Annotated in this window: 8 protein-coding genes and 2 pseudogenes; 1 reads left to right on the top strand and 9 read right to left on the bottom strand. The window is 64.4% G+C overall.

The window, feature by feature from the left end; genetic code table 11:
- Position 1: 1 nt before the first annotated feature.
- The 6 genes and pseudogenes from FOY51_RS06295 to FOY51_RS06270 form a co-directional block, all read right to left on the bottom strand.
- On the bottom strand, positions 2-1,603 hold the full coding sequence (locus FOY51_RS06295; RefSeq protein WP_149429315.1) for a PfaD family polyunsaturated fatty acid/polyketide biosynthesis protein: 1,602 nt from the start codon (positions 1,601-1,603) through the stop codon (positions 2-4).
- On the bottom strand, positions 1,600-8,325 hold the full coding sequence (locus FOY51_RS06290; RefSeq protein WP_149429314.1) for a beta-ketoacyl synthase N-terminal-like domain-containing protein: 6,726 nt from the start codon (positions 8,323-8,325) through the stop codon (positions 1,600-1,602). Before FOY51_RS06290 ends, FOY51_RS06295 begins: the two co-directional genes overlap by 4 nt.
- Before the next feature lie 2 nt (positions 8,326-8,327).
- On the bottom strand, positions 8,328-14,060 hold the full coding sequence (locus tag FOY51_RS06285) for a type I polyketide synthase (RefSeq protein ID WP_290367876.1): 5,733 nt from the start codon (positions 14,058-14,060) through the stop codon (positions 8,328-8,330).
- Positions 14,061-14,429: 369 nt separating this feature from the next.
- A complete protein-coding gene (locus FOY51_RS27930) occupies positions 14,430-14,876 on the bottom strand; it encodes a transposase (RefSeq protein ID WP_149429312.1) in 447 nt (148 codons plus the stop codon).
- Positions 14,824-15,117 (bottom strand): hypothetical protein, encoded by a 294-nt coding sequence (locus FOY51_RS06275; protein WP_149429311.1) that lies wholly within the window; start codon positions 15,115-15,117, stop codon positions 14,824-14,826. The genes FOY51_RS27930 and FOY51_RS06275 overlap by 53 nt, the downstream gene beginning before the upstream one ends.
- Before the next feature lie 78 nt (positions 15,118-15,195).
- A pseudogene (locus FOY51_RS06270) lies at positions 15,196-16,126 on the bottom strand (IS5 family transposase).
- Positions 16,127-16,262: 136 nt separating this feature from the next.
- On the opposite strand from FOY51_RS06270, the gene FOY51_RS06265 reads away from it, so the two are divergent.
- Positions 16,263-17,684: a cytochrome P450 gene (locus FOY51_RS06265; RefSeq protein ID WP_290367878.1), complete on the top strand. Its 1,422-nt coding sequence runs from the start codon at positions 16,263-16,265 to the stop codon at positions 17,682-17,684.
- On the opposite strand, the gene FOY51_RS06260 is transcribed toward FOY51_RS06265, so the two are convergent.
- The 3 genes and pseudogenes from FOY51_RS06260 to FOY51_RS28175 all read right to left on the bottom strand — a co-directional run.
- The gene (locus tag FOY51_RS06260) at positions 17,681-18,085 is read right to left on the bottom strand and encodes a hypothetical protein (RefSeq protein ID WP_149429309.1); all 405 of its coding nucleotides are present in this window, start codon (positions 18,083-18,085) and stop codon (positions 17,681-17,683) included. The genes FOY51_RS06265 and FOY51_RS06260 overlap by 4 nt on opposite strands.
- Positions 18,075-18,767 carry a helix-turn-helix domain-containing protein gene (locus FOY51_RS06255; RefSeq protein ID WP_149429308.1) on the bottom strand — a complete coding sequence of 231 codons (693 nt, stop codon included), beginning with the start codon at positions 18,765-18,767 and terminating at the stop codon, positions 18,075-18,077. Before FOY51_RS06255 ends, FOY51_RS06260 begins: the two co-directional genes overlap by 11 nt.
- Before the next feature lie 274 nt (positions 18,768-19,041).
- Positions 19,042-19,255: pseudogene (locus FOY51_RS28175) on the bottom strand (DDE-type integrase/transposase/recombinase); the annotation flags it as partial.
- Positions 19,256-19,672 lie beyond the last annotated feature (417 nt).

The following is a 19,672-nucleotide window of genomic DNA, read 5'->3' as shown; positions in this document are numbered from 1 at the left end:
GTCAATCCCTCTCGCTGTGGTGATTCGCCGTACGTGGCGTGGGTTCGAAGGTGGCGATCCGCGCCGAGAGGGCAGCACCCGCTGCCCGTAGTTGGGTCATACGCAGGTGGTAGGCGGCCCCGGTCATCAGTTGCCGTCCGATCTCCGCAGCGAAGCGGTTGGCGGGATCCTCGAGATGGCTGCCTGTGGCCCAGTCGTTGAATCCGCCCATCGCGGGGCCGCACCACACCTGGTAGTCCCGGACTCGGCCGACCTCACCGCTGCTCGCCCATTGCGCCGACATCCCCAGGTACCAGCGGAAGACGAGCGCCATCCGACGTTTCGGATCGTGCTTCGCCCGCAGGATTTGTTCCGGGTCGCGCCGGTTGAAGAACGCCAAGCATTCGGCCCAGACTGCGTCGACCGACAGACCGAATACCGATTCCAGCCAGCGCACGTCCTTCTCGGACACCGCTTCCAGGCCGTCGTATGTTCGGTAGAACTCCCTCAGCCGCGCCGCGCGCATGGGATACATGGTCCCGGACTTGAGGACCTGGACCTCGGCCCCGATCTCGAACATGTCGGCGGCGGGTGCCATCGCGCAATCTGCAACCCCCGCCCGCGACAACAGCTGCTTGACCCGCGCGGAGGTGCCCGCTTCGACACACGACTGGTTCACCGAGCCGGTCACGACGTAGTCGGCCCCCATCGCGAACGCCGCAGCCAGCGCCTCGGGGGTGCCCAGGCCCCCGGCCGCGCCGATGCGCAGGCCGGCCATAGGTCGGAGGGTGGCTGCCAGCGAATTACGCAGTCGCAGCAGGGCCGGAAGGGCGACCGCTAGCGGGCGGCGATCTGTGTGGCCGCCTGAATCCGCCTCGACCGTGATGTCCCCGGCGACGGGCATGTCCGCGGCCAGCGCGGCCTGCTCGGGCTCGATAAGACCGTCGGCCACCAATGCGTCGAGCACGGCCCACGGCGCGGGGCGCATGAACTTCTCGGCGACCTCGGATCTCGAGATTTTGGCGATGACCCGGTGCTCGTTGAGGATGCCGCCGCTTCGATCACGACGCAGTCCGGAAACGCTGTAGCGCACTATCTCAGGGGTGAGATCCAGAAACGCGGAGGCCTCCACGCACCGCACCCCTCGGCGCAGGTACAGGTCGACGGTCTCCCGTTCCATCTTCGGCTCGGCGGGCGAATGGATCAGATTGCACGCGAACGGCAAACCGGGAATCTCGCTCGAAAACCGGTCCAGCGCAGCCGATATCCGATCGATCGAGAGACCCGCCGCCCCGAACGAGGACAGCCCGCCCGAGCGCGCCAGGGCCACGACGAGGTCTACCGACGCGATTCCGTTCGCCATCGAGCCCGCCATGTAGGCCATGCGGACACCGTGTGCACGACGAAACGCGTTGGATCCCAGACTCTCCGGCGCCGATGGCGACGCCTGCGCCAGCACCTCGTAGGGTCCCTCACTCGCGACCTGCCCGCCCGCGACCGCGCCGGTGCGCGCACCGTCACTGACTAGATAGCAATGCTGATCCAAGTTTTCGAGCTCGGCTCGAATGCCGTCGGCATCGAACCTCGGGACTGTGTTCCCGCTCCAGCGGGCGGGCGCGGTCATGACCGGCCAACTTCTGCGTCGTCGTAGACCGCCATCGCGATGTTCTTGCACTCGTAGATGCGCAGCCGGTTTCGCCAGACACTCGCGTCGCCGATCACGTGCAATCGGCCAGGCTCGCGTCGCACCTCTTTGATGTGCGCATCGAAGTCGAGACGGGCTTCCTCGGGCGCGCATTCGCCGCGATATGTCCACTCCATGCTCACGCCGCACGCATGCCCGAACCGCGGTCGCGCCATCGCATCGGCCATCCCGGTGGTCATGACATATCCGCGCAGACCCGACAGCACCGCCTCGATGCCCAAGGAACCCGGCATCACCTCGTCTTCGTAGAAGTGCAAGGGGAAGTACCAATCTCGGGCACCGGTCATGCGCCATCCGGCCAGATAGCCCGCGCCGTAACGGCCGCCGCCGGGCACTACGCGGAGACCGTCGAGCAGATCGAGACGGCCGGTGCCGATGCCGAGCGAACCGACTCCGGCGCGCAATGCGGCCACATCGACCTCCTGGACCGAGCCGGGCGGCAGCTGCGCGGTGTCGAGCCACGGGAGCGTTTCCTGGCCGCGGTCCAAGCCGACGTTTCCGGTGCGCAGCGCCGGGGAGAAGAAGCCCGAAATCCCCTCGCCGTGGTAGAAAACCTCGCCGTTGACACTCACTTCGAAGCCGGCCCGGTGCAGGATGGCCCCGCCCACTGCATCGCTCGACAGCATCACTGCGCGGGTTCGCATCGTTTTGCCGCGCAGGTCGACATCCCGCACGACGGTCGCTTGCCCGCCCAGATTGCGCAGGTAAAATTCTTCGGTCGGAAAGCGCAGGGTGCTGCCGAGGTAATAGGGTGCGAGCACCGTGGTCTGCAATGCGGCTTCCATCAACGCGAAGTTCGGAACGAAGTTCCCGTTCTCCGTGAGGAACCACGCGTCGGGGGCAACGTCGTATTCGGTTTCGATGACAGCGCCGGGGCTGAGGTCACCGCGGTCGCGATTAATGTTCATCATGCGGTCGACAAAGCCCATCTCGGCGCTCGGCAGCCGCGGCACGTGCGGCATCCGCTGGTACACCGCGAACTCCTCACCGAGCATCCGGTGATCCCCCCTCGCGATGTGCGCGAGGTGCATTTCGCTCAGGATCGCTGGAGCGCCGTCGACTCCGCGCCGACCGAGGAACCGGGTGACGCGGCCGTTGTCGTCCGGCCGGTAGGGGGTTCCCGGCTTCTCGCGGATTTCCAACCCGACGTCGGTCAGCTTGGCCACGGGGACACCGTCGGCACACACCAGCACATCGGTGATGACGTAAGGGCGCGGCAGCAGACCCATGTCCACTATTGACAGTTCGTAGGTAATCTCCCGTGTGGCCGGAGTGACTTGGCCACGCACCTTCGTCGTGGTGGACAGGCCTTTGATCGGCTGGAATGTGGCGTCAAGCAGGCACAGATGAAGTCCGGAAAACAGTGCGTACGCCTGCAAGACCTGCACGCATCCCTCTGCCACCAGGGTGCCCGGCATGACCGGATCGCCGACGAAGTGACTGGCAAAATACCATTCCGCCGGGTCCAATCGCTTGACGGCGGTGCAGGTTCCGCGGTGGTTCACTCCCCCGGTGAGGTCCATGTGCAGGATCTCGTCGACCATGCGGAGCTTTGTGCCGTTGAGCCGCAGTGACCGGTTGGCATCGGGAGTCTGTTCGTAGGCCGCGCCGAACACATCGGCGAACCGGCCGTCGATCAACAGGTCGATCTCATCGCGCCCGAGGCTCGTGCGGGTGGTCCGGGCCAGCGGCTTCAGATACATGTTCGGACCGGTTGTCGGCCTCGGCTCCAGTCGCTCCCGCAGCCCCTTCGATGCGGCGAGCTCTTCGTAGGTGAAGAATCCCGCGCAGCCGTTGGCGGAATCGAAGAACAACTCGCCGTCGGCGTAGCACTTGTAGCCGGAGAAGACCAGCGTCGCACCGCCGGCTTGGGCGAAACGGTCGATCGTGATGTCGTACCGCAGTCGCTGGCCCTCGCGCACCGCGGGGCCGAACGCGGTCAGCGTACCGTCGAGCAGCCGATAAATGCGCTCGCCCTGGCCGACGTCATCGATGCCCAGGTAGCTGAGCAGCACCAGTGCGCACTGTCCGGCTTCGGCGATGATGCCGTAGGGGACCTGGCCGTCGACGCAATACCACGCCCCGTGGGGAACGTCGTATTCCGACTGGATGAACGAACGCTCGAACTTGCCGCGATCGGCGTCGATTCGGGTGACCCGGGAGGTCAGCAGGAACGGGTCCGCGGGCAACCGTACTCGACGCGGGTAATTGTCGATCGATTTGTATTCGGGCCCGAAGACATTTGCCAGCTTCCCGGTCGCGAACTCGACCAGATCCGCGCGGTCCAGAACGACCGGTCCCGGGTTCGGGAGCTCGTCGTGGAGCGTCCTTAGCTGGAAAGTGATCAGGGTTTCATCGATTCGCTCGGGAACGCTGTGCGACAGTCGCTCGACCACCGAGCGCGCGCCCTCACTCACCAAATCTGCAACCGGTGGGCCTCCTCGGTTGATGCGGCGCACGGACGGTGCGCGTCGGCAGGGTGTGGATTCGGCGGGCAGGAATGGTGTCAGATCGATCGGTAATCCATGACCCACCAGCTTCGCGAGCACCCGGCCGAATCCGGCGGCCGCGGGTTCTCGGCGACGGTCCACGGATTCGGCCAAGAAGCCCGAACCCGCCAATGTCTCACGGATCCATCTGGTGCAGTTCCCGCCTGGCCCGACCTCGACGAAATAGCGGTACCCCTGCTCGGACATGGACGTGAGCAGACGGGGGAAGTCGATGGTCTGGCGCAAGGTGGCCGCACAGTTCGCCGCGATCAGCTTAGGATCGAAATCGGTGATGGCGGTATAAGTCGATGAGCTGAACAGCTCGAGGTCGTCTACCGCCCTGGTTTTCCGATACAGGCTCGCCGCAAGCTGTACCGGGTCGGGTATGGGGCAGTGTACCACGTGGCTCACGGCCGCCGGCAGACTGCTGGATCCGAGTGCCGCGACGAATTCCGCGCACTGGTCGGGATCGCCCGCGATCACCACCTCGGTGGCGGTGTTCACCTGGGTAATGAAGACCCGGTCGTATTGCGCAGCAGCGGCTTTCACCTTGTCCGCGTCGTCGAAGACTACCGCCGAAGACCAGACCAAGTCGTCGGCGACCTCGTCGCTGAGCTGCCAGGCCTCGCGCACGGCGAGTTTGGGCCCGCTGAGGCGGCGGTGGAAGACATCGGCGGCTAGTTCCCGCTCGCGCGGGCCGTGTGAGGACGGCTCGCAGACGCCCAGTGCGTAGAGCATGCTGACTTCGCCGAGGCTGTAGCCGACCGCTCCCTGCACCGGCAACCCGATCAAGCGCAGCGCCCGCGCGCTCAGCCAGGCGAACGAGCTACTGACGTCGACTACCGAATTGAAGTCCTGCAGTAGCGTTTTGGCCGCGGCCGCCTGCTCGTCGGCATTGTCGGGGCGGATGGTCTTCGAGTACAGCAAGTCCGTCTTGATCAGGTCGGCCGGACAGTCGACCGCACGCTCGGCCTCCGCGAACAACCCCGGAAACACCCTAAACATGTCGGCCCCGACACCTGGGTAGGCGCTGAGCATTCCCGGAAAAACCAGTGCCACTTTGCCATCCGCGCCTATCGGGTCCGGCGTGGCAAAGCTTCCACCTGGCGTGACCCATTCCTCGCCCGCACGAAAAGCCTCCGGCACGCTGCCGACGGCTTGTTCCAGCTCCCGCCGAACGCCTTCGGCGGTGTTGGCACACAAAACCATTCGCACTCGGTCGCCAGATGCGGGCGCCACGGCTTCGGCAAGACCGCGCAGCGACATCCCCTCGTCTATGCCGTCGCGCAGTCGCGTCGTCCGCCGCATCAGGTCCTCGAGATCCACACCGCCGACCGGAATTAGCATCTGGCCATGGACCGCCGGGCCCTCCACCTCGGCGACGTCGCCGCGCACCGAAGCGCTCGACATCAACAATCCGACATAGGTGCCCGCAGTGCCGAATCCATTGATCACTGCGCGGCGGGCGCTTCCCTTGGACGCTCTCAGCCAGGGCCTGGTGTCGGTCGGCACGTAGAAGGCCGAGTTGGACAAGGTCTCACCGAAGCGCTCCGCCGGGCCCTGCCACCCGGGCGTCGCCGGGATACGGCAGTGGTACAGATTGAGCGCCGTCAGGATCACGCTAGCCAGCGTCGAAACCAGCTGAGTGTCACCGACGTACGCCGCCGCGGCGCCCAGCGCCGCGCTGCGTTCACCCGACGCCGGGGCAGTCCAGACGGCGGCCAATCCGTCCAACTCGGCGGCATCCTGGGCCGGAATCCCCGACGAGTGCATCGCGACGAAATCGACCTCTGTCGGCGTGACCGCCGCGGCCTGCAACACGGCGCGAGCGACGGCGGATACCGCCGAGGTGTCTGTGGGGACATCGACCGAATCCGCGGCACGATGAACCTCCATCGCATCGATGGTGGCGTACGCGCGCTCGGCCTCCTCGGCGCGGGTGAGTACCAGCGCCGCCGCGCCTTCTCCAGTCCGCCACCCGCCGGTGCCGCCTATTCCAAGGCCGGGTTCACCGCCCATCGCGGAGAGATTTTGGCGGGCAAGGCTGTCCGCCAGATTTCCAGGAAAGTCGACCGCTCCCACGAGTACCGCATCCACGGTCTCATCCAGCAGGATCAGCGCGGCGGCCTCGACGGCGGCCGCCGATCCGGCGCTGTCCGCGGCGACGGTGAACGACGGTCCAGTGAAGTTCCACAGTGACGACACCTTGGTTGCGGTGCCGCCGAGAAAGCTCAACACCGCGTTCGTCGTCCAGCCGTCAGCGATGCCGCGCTGCGCGGCTGCGATGAGCTCGGCAACGGCCTCGGCATCGCCCGCGAGCCCGAGCTCGCTGACTCGCCGGGTTAGCCGCGACTCCGCCTCGTAACGGGCCAGATACGAGTGCGAGACCGTATTGAGCTCCGCGGCAACGACCACCGCCACTCGCCGGGGCTCTCTGCGCCCACAGGCGGGCTGCCGGAAGCCCGCGTCGCTCAGCGCCTGCTCCGCGACCTCGATGAAAAGCGTGCGCTGATCGTTGTATCCGTCGAGATCGGTCGGTGGGATCCGCGACTTCAAAGTGTCGCAGGAGAACTCACTGACGTAGCCGCCCTCCATCGCGGGCGGCGAATCCGGGAGGTCGTGGTGCAGACCGCGCCAGATCCAATCGGACATCGCCCGAAACCCGGTGCGGCAATGGTGCACGCCTTGTTCGAACTCGTCCACCGATTGGAACGGCCCGAGGTGGCAACCCAGGCCGGTGATCGCCACGCGTGGCAGCGCCACCGGCCTAGACGGGGGATGCGACGGGTGGGCGGCGGCCTCTGCAAGGAGCAGATGCGCGTTGGTGCCGCCGAAACCGAAGGACGACACACCCGCCCTGCGCGGCACCCCGCGGCCCGGCCACGGAGTGCGTTCCCGGACCAGACGGTCGCCAGCGGCGTCGAGCGGTGTCCCGATCCCGGGCGTCGGCGGGATGCTGCCGTGCCGCAGCGCCAGTATCGTCTTGATCATGCTCGGCATGCCTGCCGCCGAAAGCAGATGCCCGACATTGGATTTCACCGAACCGAGCAACGGCACGCCCGACGGGCCGAAGAACTCGTGGATGCCGGAAAGTTCCACGCCGTCACCGAGCGGCGTGCCTGTCGCGTGACACTCGACATATTGCACCGCGGACGGATCGAGGCCCGCCGCAGCATAGGCCCGTCGGTACGCGTCGACCTGACCGCCACGTTGCGGAACCAGGGTGTGGCGCCCGACGCCGTCGTTTGTAAGCTCGACGCTTTCGATGACGGCGTGGATTCGGTCGCCGTCGCGGTGCGCGTCCGAGAGTCGCTTGATCACCATCATGCCCGCGCCCTGACCGGTCAGTGTGCCGCCGGAGCTGGCGTCGAAGGGCTGGCTGAACCCGTCCTTCGGATACGCATGCAGATCCGAGAAAGACAGGTGCATGCTCCGGACGTCTTGGCCGCAGACCGCACCTACGAGCATCATATCGGCGCGCCCGACCGCCAGGTAGTCGCACGCGAGCTTGGTCGAATAGAGCACCGACGCGCAGGCTCCGTCGAGCGCGAACTGCGGGCCGGAGATGCCGACCGCGGCCGCCGCGACGCGGGCGGGCATACCCCCTGACCACAGGTTGTGCGCGGTAGGCAAGGGATTGTCCTGAATCGATGGTTCGCCGTCGACCAGACTGCCGCCCGGATCGAAGCCGGCCTGCCGCAAGCCGCTGTCGACAGCCGAAAGCCACAGTGCAGCAACGCGATCCGCAGCGGCCGTGGAGGCGAAGGCGGCGTTGCCGAGTATCAACCCGGTGCGCTCGCCCCGGAATCGGCGACCGTTCAGATGGTGTCCCGCGTCGTTCAATGCGTCGCGGGTGACTTGCACCGACCAATGGAACATCGGGTCGAGCGCACGCAGGTACGTCGCGGGAAGGCAATAGCCGGACGGATCAAAATCGAAATCCTTGATGAAACCGCCACGGGTACAGTAGATCTGATGCGGCCTGCCCGAGTTCCTTTCGGGCGGAGCGCCGTCCGCGAAGATCTTGAGGGAACCGTCGGTACGACTGTCGACCCCCTGGTCGAGGTTGCGCCAGAACTCGTCCGGCGTGGCAGCTCCCGGGAAGAGGCACGAGATGCCGACGATCGCATACCTGTCGTTGTGCCGCACCATCGTCAATTCCTGGCCGCCGCGCTCAGCAGATCGGATCCGGCCCGGGCTTCCAGGTCCGCTGTCGAGCCGTTGAAGTTGGCCGTCGGCCCGACGAGCACGAGCGCGTCATCGGAGAACTCCGCAGCGAAGTGATCGGCGAAGATCGATGCACCGGCACGCAGTGGAACGAGCACCACACCGCGGCGCTCGAATTCGTCGCGTAACTGCCGGGTTACCATCCCGCCGTCCCAGGGCCCCCAGTTGATGGACACAGCACGGCCTTCGGGCCGACCGGCGTTGAGCACCATGCAGATCCGGTTCAGTGCCTCGTTCGCGATCGCGTAGTCGGCCTGGCCTTTGTTGCCGAAAACTCCGGCAACCGAGGAGAAGAGCGCTACGTGGGTCAGGGCATCGACGTTCAGCGAGGCCAGGACGTTGTCCAGGCCGGCCAGTTTGGTCGCAAGGACACGCTCGACATCGACTGTCCGTTTGTCCGCAATCAGTCGATCGGCCAGGACTCCCGCGCCGTGGACCAAGCCGGTGATCCGCTCCCGATACGGCCCGAGAGCGGCGGTGACGGCCGCGCTGTCCTGAATATCCACTGCGATGTACTGTGCCGTCACACCGTAGGCCGATAGTCGATCCATGGTGTCGCGAACTTCGCGCTGCGCGATCAGTGTCCGGAAGCGCAGTTCGACCTCGCTCAACACGACGTCCCGATGCTCGGCCTTGATCTGGGCGATAATGCCGGATTTCAGTGCCGCCCCGACCAGCCCGCGAGCCCAGGCAGGCTCATCGAACAACAGGGTCCGGCCCAGAATCAGCAAGGCGCACGAGAACCTGTCAGCGAGTTCGGCGGCGCACCCGGCGGTGACGCCACGCGCCCCCCCGGTTACCACGACCAGGTCGGTCGCACTCGGCGGCCGGGTCGTACCGCGGCAGTCGCGGCGCGAATTCCATTCTCGCAATGCGAGTGTCCGGCGGACGACACCGTCGTGGCCGACCTCGCGCGGCAGGCTGTTCGCATCGCACAATTCCGCATTGAAGATCGATCGCACCGTTTGACCCGGCAACCCGGCGCGGACATCGATGGCTCGGCAGAATAACTCGGGTGCCTCGATCGCGAGCGTCTTCACCAATCCACCGAGGCCGCCGAGCAGACAGTCCGGCATGGGCACCGCGCCACCGAGCCCGGCGCTCCCGTCGAGCTGGGTGACGGTGAGGAAGGCCGAGCGCCCGTCGTCCGCGGAAGCTTGCAGGTGCCGCTGGGTCAGCTTCGCCACCAGCACGGCGTGCGTCAACCGCTCAACGGCGGCCGCGGTTGTACCCGGTCCGGCCACGGCGACCTGAACGCATAAATCCAGTCGGCCCATCGATGCGATCGCCGCTGCAACGGCCGCGGCAAGATTCGCTTCGTCCCAACTGTCGAGCAGCACTTCACTACTGGCCGAAGCCCGCGTGCCGGGAATCGCGATGACAAACGTGCGCAGGCCCATGGACCGCAGTTCCGCGACCAGCAAAGTGGTCAGCGGAGCACCGTCATCAATGATCATCGCGGCCGCCGAGGCCGCGAACGCTTTTCCCCGGTTCACCACGTCTCCGGTGGCCTCGTAGCCGACTGCGGAGCGGCCTATTCCGGACGAAGAAGCCAGTGGATCTTCGGCTGGCGATGCCGGAGTCAGACCGACGAGCAAGTTCACGACGTCGTCGAGAGTGCGCAACTCACCCAATCGCTGCGCGGGCACGTCACGAACCCCAGGGAAACGAGGCTGCAACTGGCTCACGATCTCCACACGCTTGATCGAATCCACGCCCAAGTCGGCCTCGATATCCATCTCGGAATCCAGCATCTCCACCGGATAACCCGTCTTCTCAGCCACCACCTCCAGCAACACCGCACGCGCCTGATCCACCACGTCGGAGTCGGCCGCCACCTTTGAAGCGGGTGTCCCGTTGCCAGTCACCGGATTCGAAACCGACTCTGCACCATGACCATTCGGGGCAAGCGGCATCGGGAGCAACTCGTCGACGATCGACTCCGCCACCGCAGGAGTTGCAGGAGCGAGACCGATCAACAGGTTCACGACGTCGTCGAGAGTGCGCAACTCACCCAACCGCTGCGCGGGCACGTCACGAACCCCGGGGAAACGAGGCTGCAACTGGCTCACGATCTCCACACGCTTGATCGAATCCACGCCCAAGTCGGCCTCGATATCCATCTCGGAATCCAGCATCTCCACCGGATAACCCGTCTTCTCAGCCACCACCTCCAGCAACACCGCACGCGCCTGATCCACCACGTCGGAGTCGGCCGCCACCTTTGAAGCGGGTGTCCCGTTGCCAGTCGCCGGATTCGAAACCGACTCTGCACCATGACCATTCGGGGCAAGCGGCATCGGGGGCAACTCGTCGGTTACCGGCCTCGCCACCGCTGCGGCCGCCGGCGCGGCAGCTTCAGGGGCTGGCACCACGGGAACTGCGGTCGGCACCGCAGCCGGGATCGGCAACGCGGGTGCGGCGGCCTGGGAGCCACTGTCCTGTGTCGTGTCTCTTGGATTGATCGCTTGGTCGGCAACGAAGGAACGCAGCGAGTGACCTGCCTGCGCTTGTGTTTCGGCGACGAGCAGGCCGTAGCGGTCGATAACGCTCAGCGAGGCCCGCAGATCATCGGAGGATTGCCGGCCGACATTGTTCGACACCGCCGCGATGAGCCCGCGGATGGTCTGGAGTTGCGAGTCGAGGTGTTTGTCGTTTAATGCCATCTGTACCTGAACGACCTGGTTGAGATCGAGGGCCACGTTAACTCCAATCTTGCCGGCACTGCCGGCTGCGTCGCGTACTGTCCGCGTGGATGACGTTGTAGCGGGGAGTGTTTCGGTGCGGGGTCGAGTCTTCGGCTGCAGTTCGCTGGTGAGAACATAGGGTGCGGCTAGGTTTGCCGCGTACGACTCGGACGCAGACTTAGGCACGTAGTTGACGCCCAACAATTCAACACTCGCCGCGGTCCCCGCAGAGGCCGAGAGCGATTCGGACTCATACCGGTTGATGTCGAGGATGGGCAGCCCCAGTAGCCGCAATTGCATCGCTGCACGCTTGAGGGCGACATCGGAACACACGTCCGGGCCCACGTCGGTCGCGAGACAGACGACTTCCTTGTCCGCGAGGGTTCGCTCGACCATTCGAGTCAGCGTCGAGCGGGGACCGAACTCGACAAAAACCCGGTAGCCCTCCTCGTACATCTGAGCCAACCGGCCACCGAAGTCGACCGGCTGTCGTAGTTGCTCCACCAGCACGTGCTTGTTCGATCGCAGGTCGTCGCCATATGTCGCGCCCGTAGTATTCGCGAACACCGGGAGTTTGGGAGGCCGCATCTCGATGCCCCGCAGCGCATTTCGGAAGGTGTCGACGGCATGCCCGACGAACGGTGTGTGGAACGCCGCGGAAACGGGCAGCCGTGTGGCCCGCAGGCCACGGCGCTGGGCGTCGTCGAGCACGCGCTCGATGTGGGCGGTCGACCCGCCGACTACCACCTGGCCGGGGCCGTTGTAATTGCAAATGGACACGGAGGAGTACGAGTTCACCAATTCGGCCGCTTCCGACGCCGACGCGGTCAATGCCGCCATCGCACCGGAATCAAAATCGCTGCGTCCCGACGGCGGGGCCATCGCATTCCCCCGTGCTACGGCGAGAGCGTAGAAATCGGGACCGTCGATCGCTCCGGCCGCCCATAGCGCCGTCAACTCGCCGAAGCTGTGGCCCAGCAAGCCATCCGGCGTGAAACCGAGTTCCTTGAGCCAGTTGTATTGGCCGGCCGACAGGGCACCGATCAATGGCTGTGCATGTTCGGTTCGTCTGAGCGTCGCGTCTTGTTGGTCTCGGCCCGCGTCATCGAATGCCGGTGGCGGAAACGCGATGGCGGGCAGCAGCGCTTCACCGGGGCCGCATTGGGCGAGCGCCTCGAAGGCTTCTCGCACCGGCGGCACATTCAGGGTCGCAGTGCGGCCCATGTTGATGTATTGACTTCCTTGGCCCGAGAACAACGCCGCGACCTTGCCGCCCTTCGCCTTGGCAACGCGGAAGCCGACGATCCCCTCCGGATGTTTCCACATTGCGGCTCCGGGATTCGCCTTGAGCAGTTTAGCGGTTGTCCCACGCAGCGAGGCGAACTCGTCGGGGTTCCGGTAGACGAAGCCGATCCGCGCAGCGGCGGCCGGGACCGGAACATCATCTGCCGCCGGACTGCCAGAGGTCACTACCTCCGCCAAGGCTTCGGCATTTGCCGCATACCAGATCGCCACCTTCGCCGTCGTGGCGACTACCTTCGGTGCCGCATCGCCGCCGAGATACTCCTCCAGCACGACATGGAAGTTCGTTCCACCGAACCCGAACGCGGACACCGCGGCTCGCCGAGGCGTCGTCGACGACCCGTGTATCCACGGACGAGCCAGAGTGTTGATGTAGAGCCCATGCTGCGAGGCCGCCCCTTCGGTGGGCCGAGTCACATTGATGGTCGGCGGAAGCACTCTCTGATGCAGGGCGTACGCCGCCTTGATGACGCCAGCCGCGCCGGCCGCGGCTTTCGTGTGCCCAATTTGGGACTTCACACTTCCCACAGCCGCCGTGAACGGCCGACCTACCGCATCCACAACATGTGTGAGAGAGGAGAGTTCGGTACGGTCGCCAGCTCTCGTGCCGGTGCCATGCGCCTCGAACAGTCCGATCGAGGCGGGCGATACGTTCGCGTCGGCGTAGGCGCGCTGCAGCGCGAGCACCTGGCCGCCCTTCTGCGGCGCATAGATGCTGCCCGACCTGCCGTCGTTCGCCGCACCCAGCCCGCGCAACACCGCGTAGATCCGGTTGCCGTCGCGCTGTGCGGACTCGAGGCGTCGCAGCGCGATCATCCCGATGCCGTCGCCGAGCAGCGTGCCATCGGCCTCGCCGTCGAACGGCCGCACGCGACCCGACCGGGACAGCGCGGGTGTCTTGGAGAAGGCCATGTAGGCGAACACTGTGTTGTCGACGGAGCATCCACCCGTGAGCATCATGTCCTGTCGACCGTCGACCAACTCCCGCACGGCGACCTCCATGGCCGCCAGCGAGCTCGCACAGGCGGCGTCGACCGTACAGTTGATCCCACCGAGGTTGAGCCGGTTGGCAATTCGGCCCGCCACTACGTTGCCTAGCACACCGGGGAACGAGGCTTCGTCCCATTCGACATAGGCTCGGGAGAACCGCTCGGCGATCTCGCCCGCGTCGTGCTCGGAAAGGCCGACGCTGCGCGCGGCCTCCGCGACAACTGGCGCCTGCAGCCGAGAACTAAGTGGAATCGTCAGCGCGAGCGTGCCACTGATGCCCAGCACCACGCCGGTATCTGCCGGCCGATACCAGTCGGCGCCCACCGCCTTGGCATCCTGCAACAGGTCCCGGGCCACGACTAGGCTGAGCAGTTGGACAATGTCGGTCGATGGCAGGAGCGCGGGCGGCATGCCGAGCTTGAGCGTGTCGAAATCGATCGGCGGCAGGAATCCGCCCCGGCGGCAATATGTCTTGTCGCGCGCTGCAGGGTCCGGGTGGAAGTGATGTTCAGTCGACCACTGGAGGTCAGAGACATCTTCAATGCAGTCGCGAGCATCGACTACATTTCGCCAAAACTCCTGCGCGTTCCTCGCCTTCGGGAATAGTCCGCTCATACCCACAATCGCTATCGGATTGTCGGCCAGGCGCCGCGTCGGTGCACGAAATATACGCTCAGGCATTTGTCTTCCAAAAGATCTAGCGCGAAGTCCGCGAACGGCGGGCAAACAAGGGCGGCAGCTGCGACGACCAAGCCGGTTGAGCGGAATGCGGCGGCGCCATCGCACTAGGCCATACCACGACATGAGGTGGCGCCAGTAATTGGTTCAATTTCGACCGAATCCGACGGAGCGTCGTCGAACGACACCGTCTGACACCGAATTCACGGCCAACAAACTCCGATGACACGAAAGACACCCCCATAGCGGAACCCCGATCACAAGACAGTCACAAGAACTGCCTACGCATGCGAGCCGCCGTCCGATCCAGCGGCGAGCATGATGGTCACCATGCCAGAAGCTACGTTCACTTGGCAACCAATAATCGACTAATTATCGATTAACTATCCAACCAACAACGACTAGCGGTCGGTATTCGCCGGGGATGACCGCGGTGATGTGGTTGGCACGCAACAACTTCCGATTCACTGGTGATGCGTACGCCTTGTCCGCGCGGACACGGTCCGGTCGAGTCCGCGTCACGCGGCCACCGGATCGGGGCACCCGGATCCCGTCCAACAGCGATGCGAGCATCGTGCCATCGTGGCCTTGACCCGGCCCGATCAACACCGCCAAGGCCCGCCCGTGCCGTCGCAAGCCAAATGGATCTCGGTGGTCAGCCCGCCACGAGAACGGCAAAGGGCCCTGATCAGCAGACTCGACGTCGAGGTTGCTATAACCGGAAGATCGCTCTGAGTCACGCGAGGTTCGTGCCGTGCTGATGGACTCACGCGACCGTCGAGTCGATCGACAGCGCCCAATCGATATCTCCGTTGGCATCGGCCATCGCCGCTAACGCGGTCAATACCCGGGGTCCCAGGTGTGCCATCCTTCGCGTAGCGGCCGTAGCCCTTCCGCACCGTCTGCCACGGCCCGAAATACGGGCAGGTCCCGCCTTGGCATATCCGGTCCGAAGCCGTAACAGCCTGCCTTCCACCACAGTGCGCGTGTTCTGGAAGTTCGGTCCGGGCCGATCAAGCGAGGACGGCAGCAGCTCCAGCTGAGTGTCGGTCGACGTCACATACTGAAACTCAGAACACCTCACGCCGAAAGATGCTGCCGCCCAACCCGTTTCAGTCAATGGGAGACACGCGCTAGCCTAGGGCGTGTCTCCTGATTCGTTGGCCGCGACTCGCGCGTGGATGACGGCGCACGCCGGTAGGACACCACCGAGGTAGGTCAGAGCGTATTTGTCGTAGCGGGTCGCGATGCCGCGCCAGTGCTTGAGCCGGTTGAAGCCTCGTTCGACGGTGTTACGCCTCCGGTAGAGCTCGCCGTCGAACGCGGGAGGCCGACCACCGGTAGAGCCCTTGGCTTTACGTCTGGCGATCTGGTCTTTGCGCTCCGGGATCGTGTGTTTGATTCTTCTGGAACGTAATTCGGTTCGCGTGCTCGGATGCGAGTACGCCTTGTCGCCGAGTAGCCGAAAGTGTCGAGTCGACTCACCCTGACTGCGGCACGCGTGGGCGTGGTCATCGAGCAGCTCGACCAGTTGGGGGTTGTCGCCTGCCTGCCCGGCCGTCAACCGGACCGTGACCGGAGCGTGCCGCTGATCGGTCAGGGCGTGGATCTTGGTAGTGAGTCCACCGCGCGAGCGGCCGATCGCATGGTCGGCAGGCTCATCGGCGGCTTTCTTGTAATTCGACAGAGCCCCCTTTGGCGAGTGTGTCTGATCGTGCCCCCGCGCAATGTTGATGTGCTCGCGCGCTCGTCGAATCCACCGACAGCAGCCTCTCGAGGCTGCCGTCGACCATCACGGAGTCAGACCCGAACACCGCCGCAACCTGGGCGAACATCTCGTCGTAGGTGCCGTCCAAGGACCAGCGGTGATGACGTTTCCATACCGTCTGCCACGGCCCGAAATCGGCCGGGAGGTCCCGCCATGGACTGCCCGTGCGGAACCTCCACGCGATCGCTTCCAGTATCACGCGGTGATCACCGAACCTGTTGCCCCGCTTGCCCTTATCCGAGGGCATCACCGGTTCGACAGCAGCCCAGAACTCGTCAGAAATCACACCCATCCGTGTCACCGGTCAATCTTCGCTGGTCAGGACACGAATATTCAGGAGACACGCCCTAGCCCGTCCCTACCAGCCCAGACTAGCTAGCCCGAACCCGCCGAAAGCGAACCAAGCATCCAAGCTGGACTCGGACTTGCCATCGAAGATGTCCTTGCCGTGCACTACTCTCACAGAAATCGAAGGGAGATGCCGCGTCGTGAGCGAGCTACCAGGCCCTTGGGGGAGACTTCCGATGCTAGGTGATGTGTTGGCCCTCAACCCACGTAAACCTGTTCAGTCGATGGCTAAGTTGTCAGAAAGCATCGGCCCGATCTACGAGTTGCGTTTCGGTCCGAAGCGGATGGTGATCATCAACGGTGCGGAACTCGCCGACACGGTGCAATCGGATTCTCAATGGGAAAAGGCGTTCGGACCTCCTATCCGACGACTGCGCATGCTGGGAAGTTCCGGGCTTATCGTCGCGTCAACCAACGATCCGCAATGGGGGGCCGCGCACCGCGTATTAATGCCGGGATTCACGCGCGAGTCGATGCGTTTATACCACCCTGTGATGACTGATGTAGTCAGCGAGTTGATACGCCGTTGGGGCCGCTGTAGCGATCCCATCGACGTAGCGGGCGACATGAACACCGTGACGCTCGAGATCATGGCCCGTGCTGGATTCGGGTACAGCTTTGCGAATCTTGACGAACCGTCTGCCGGGACGAACATGCCCGTCGTGAACCTGATGCTCGACGTGCTCCGCTATGCCAGTCGACCGGTCTCCATCGAGCTCCTGGACGCGACGATCGGACGGGCCGCGCGACGACGCAACCAGCTCAACGTCGCGGAGCTGCAGCGTCTCGCAGAGGACATGATCGACGAATGCCGGCCAGATGTTGCCGGCGCTCCTGATCTTCTACAGCGAATGATGGAAACCTCGGACCCGGAGACCAGGCAACCGCTGGCGCGATCCGTCGTTCGGGACCAAGTGCTCACATTTCTGATCGCCGGCCATGAAACGAGTGCTGGCACCTTAACCTTTGCTCTCCACCTGCTATCGCACCGGCCGGACGTCGTCAAACGGGTCCGCCAGGAGATCGACACGATCACCGGGGGTGACCCCACGACACTCGCCTACGAGCAGGTAGCGAAGCTTCGCTATTTGCGTCGAGTGGTCGACGAGACATTACGACTGTGGCCCGTTGCCGGCGGGTTCTTTCGGCGTCCCAAACAGGACACAGAGCTGGGTGGATACACCGTCAGGCGAGGCGAATGGGTATACGTGAATCTCATCGGTGTCCACCGCGACAAACATATTTGGGGATCCGATGCCGACCAGTTCGATCCGGAGCGGTTCGTCCGCGACCCTTCTCAGGAGCGCCAGCCGGGGGCTTACAAGCCGTTCGGAATAGGTTTGCGATCATGTATCGGCCGACAGTTCGCGCTTCACGAAATCGTCCTGACACTAGCCCACATCCTGTACGCGTTCGACCTCGAGCCGGACTTGAAGTATCGGCTTGCTGTCGACGAACTCGTGACTCTGAAGCCAGCGGGACTCAGGATGCGGTTGCGCTCGCGCTCTTAAGATCCCGGATTGTCTGAGCGAGTCAAATTTGCGAGGATTGCCCGAACCTGCTGCCGGTCGAGTCGAACGCCGCGATAGTCAAGAGCGTTCACCCCCAGATGGCGCAGATCAGCGAGGAATTCGAGCTGTTCCGCCACCGAATCCGCGAGCTCGCCGTCGCTGGTCAGGTAGTAACCCGGAACTTGGAAGTGTTCTGCGATCGCGATCAGCACCGTCGGGTCCACCGGATCCTCGTATCGCCCGTGCCTGAGGTCCTCGATCATCTGCGCCGGAATGTCGGCGCCGAGAGCGGCACTAACCACCTGGGCAACCACGTGTGGACTCTGTTCGGGTTCGCCTACCGGATGGAACGTGTCGAAAAGTTTGTCGATCTTGACCGACAGACGTACGTTAGGTTTCAAAGCGCTGCACCCCTTCGCTTCTATGAAGCTTACGGTCGAGCCGCCGGCGGAACTTCCGCCGTAGCGAAGGTTCAATGTCGCCGGCTCTTCCCACGAGCCATCTCCGATACAGTTTTTCTTCTCGATTGGGTTCGTCAGCGACGACGGGCAGCGCCATGTAATCCCTGAGTGCAAACTCGATCAGATCGTTGGTCAATGGCGTGACCGCGTCAGTACGGCTGTGGCGTTCGAGGATGTCGGTCACCAGCGCACCGGTCACTGCGCTAACCGCTTCACCCGTCTGCCGGCGGACGTCTGTGAAGGCCTCGTGGGATATCGGTCCGGGGTCCGCTTCGTCAAGTTCGACCATGCGTCGGTAGGCACTGACCAGGGCTAATACGGCGGACATCGCCACCGGCTGCGAGTCTGGCGTCGGTTGCAACGGCGTCGACATCGCCAATTCCAGCGGTGTCGGCTCCCCCCCATGCCAGGTGTACGCAGCGCTGCCGGGTGTCCAACTCAAACCTCGGTCGAGCTTGGCGAAGGTCTCCGGTCGTGGGTCGAGTTTGCCGTTCTCAGCTTTCGAGGTTGTCGGCGGCGCAGGGCCACCCGCAGCCTTGAGGCCCTTGTGGCTCAGGCCCAGTTGCTCGCGACGAAAGTTCACGTGGCGCGCAAAATGCTCTGGATCGTCTGGCTGACGCATACGGACCAGACTAAACGGTCATCTATCACTATCGTATCGAACAATTAGCCACCAGCTGGATTTTCCAACCAGCGGTCGGTGGGAGTCGCATGGTTTTGCGGTGCGGTGCGGAAGTTTGCGTAGCCAGAGAGCGCTGCGCCACGCTCAGTTCGATCACACGCAACGCCGTGCGAAGACGCAGACCTACCACACCCGGCGGAATCGGCTCGCCAGTCATCAGCGGTGCTGCTGAATAGACCTTCATCGATCGATCGCCCCTTGTCTCAGGTCGACAACGATTCAGGCCGGCCGCGGTGCGTCCGGGTTCATGCAACGCGACCGCGATCTCAAGCACTTCCGCCCTGGGGTGCGCGCACCGTCGCGGGCTGGGCACCAGGGCGTTAAATTCGCGGCATCGCCAGGCGCGGATCGAACCGTCGACCGTCCCGCCAGATCCGAAACGGCCGCCCGAACGGCTCGGTGTGCTCGCGGGTAGCCAACGCACGCACCGCCTCTTCCCCAATTGCTAACAATATTGTTGCGAGAATTTGGGGTACTGCCTGCCGCGTTCCGCCGCAACTCATACAATGCATGAAGGGGGCGCTGCGCGAGGAGGGGGAGCGGCAAATGGTTGATATGGCGGCCCGGTTCGGGGACTTGATGCGAAACATCGAGATCCCCTTTCCGTGGGAACGCGCCACGTTCGTTGCGGCAGTTGCGAAGAATCGGGGCCGACCGATCTTCCTTCAGCGGGTCGACGACCCTCCGGCACTGTCCGGCCTCGGATGTGGGACAACTACCAGCGGGTTATGGATTAAGACCACCCACAGTGACATCGTCTTGTACAACGCGGACACAGAATGGCATGCGGATCATGTGATATCCCACGAGATAGGGCACATGTTATTACGCCACGATGGACAAGG

It is taken from the genome of Antrihabitans cavernicola (genome assembly GCF_008297975.1).
Classification (GTDB): Bacteria; Actinomycetota; Actinomycetes; order Mycobacteriales; family Mycobacteriaceae; genus Antrihabitans; species Antrihabitans cavernicola.
This window is presented reverse-complemented; position numbering and strand designations above follow the sequence as displayed.

Bases quoted from the DNA above. Each gene is read 5' to 3' on its own strand.
- FOY51_RS06255 (WP_149429308.1), bottom strand. From the start codon at position 18,767: ATGCGTCAGCCAGACGATCCAGAGCATTTTGCGCGCCACGTGAACTTT.
- FOY51_RS06265 (WP_290367878.1), top strand. From the start codon at position 16,263: ATGTCCTTGCCGTGCACTACTCTCACAGAAATCGAAGGGAGATGCCGC.
- FOY51_RS27930 (WP_149429312.1), bottom strand. From the start codon at position 14,876: ATGCCAACGGAGATATCGATTGGGCGCTGTCGATCGACTCGACGGTCG.
- FOY51_RS06290 (WP_149429314.1), bottom strand. From the start codon at position 8,325: ATGGTGCGGCACAACGACAGGTATGCGATCGTCGGCATCTCGTGCCTC.
- FOY51_RS06285 (WP_290367876.1), bottom strand. From the start codon at position 14,060: ATGCCTGAGCGTATATTTCGTGCACCGACGCGGCGCCTGGCCGACAAT.
- FOY51_RS06295 (WP_149429315.1), bottom strand. From the start codon at position 1,603: ATGACCGCGCCCGCCCGCTGGAGCGGGAACACAGTCCCGAGGTTCGAT.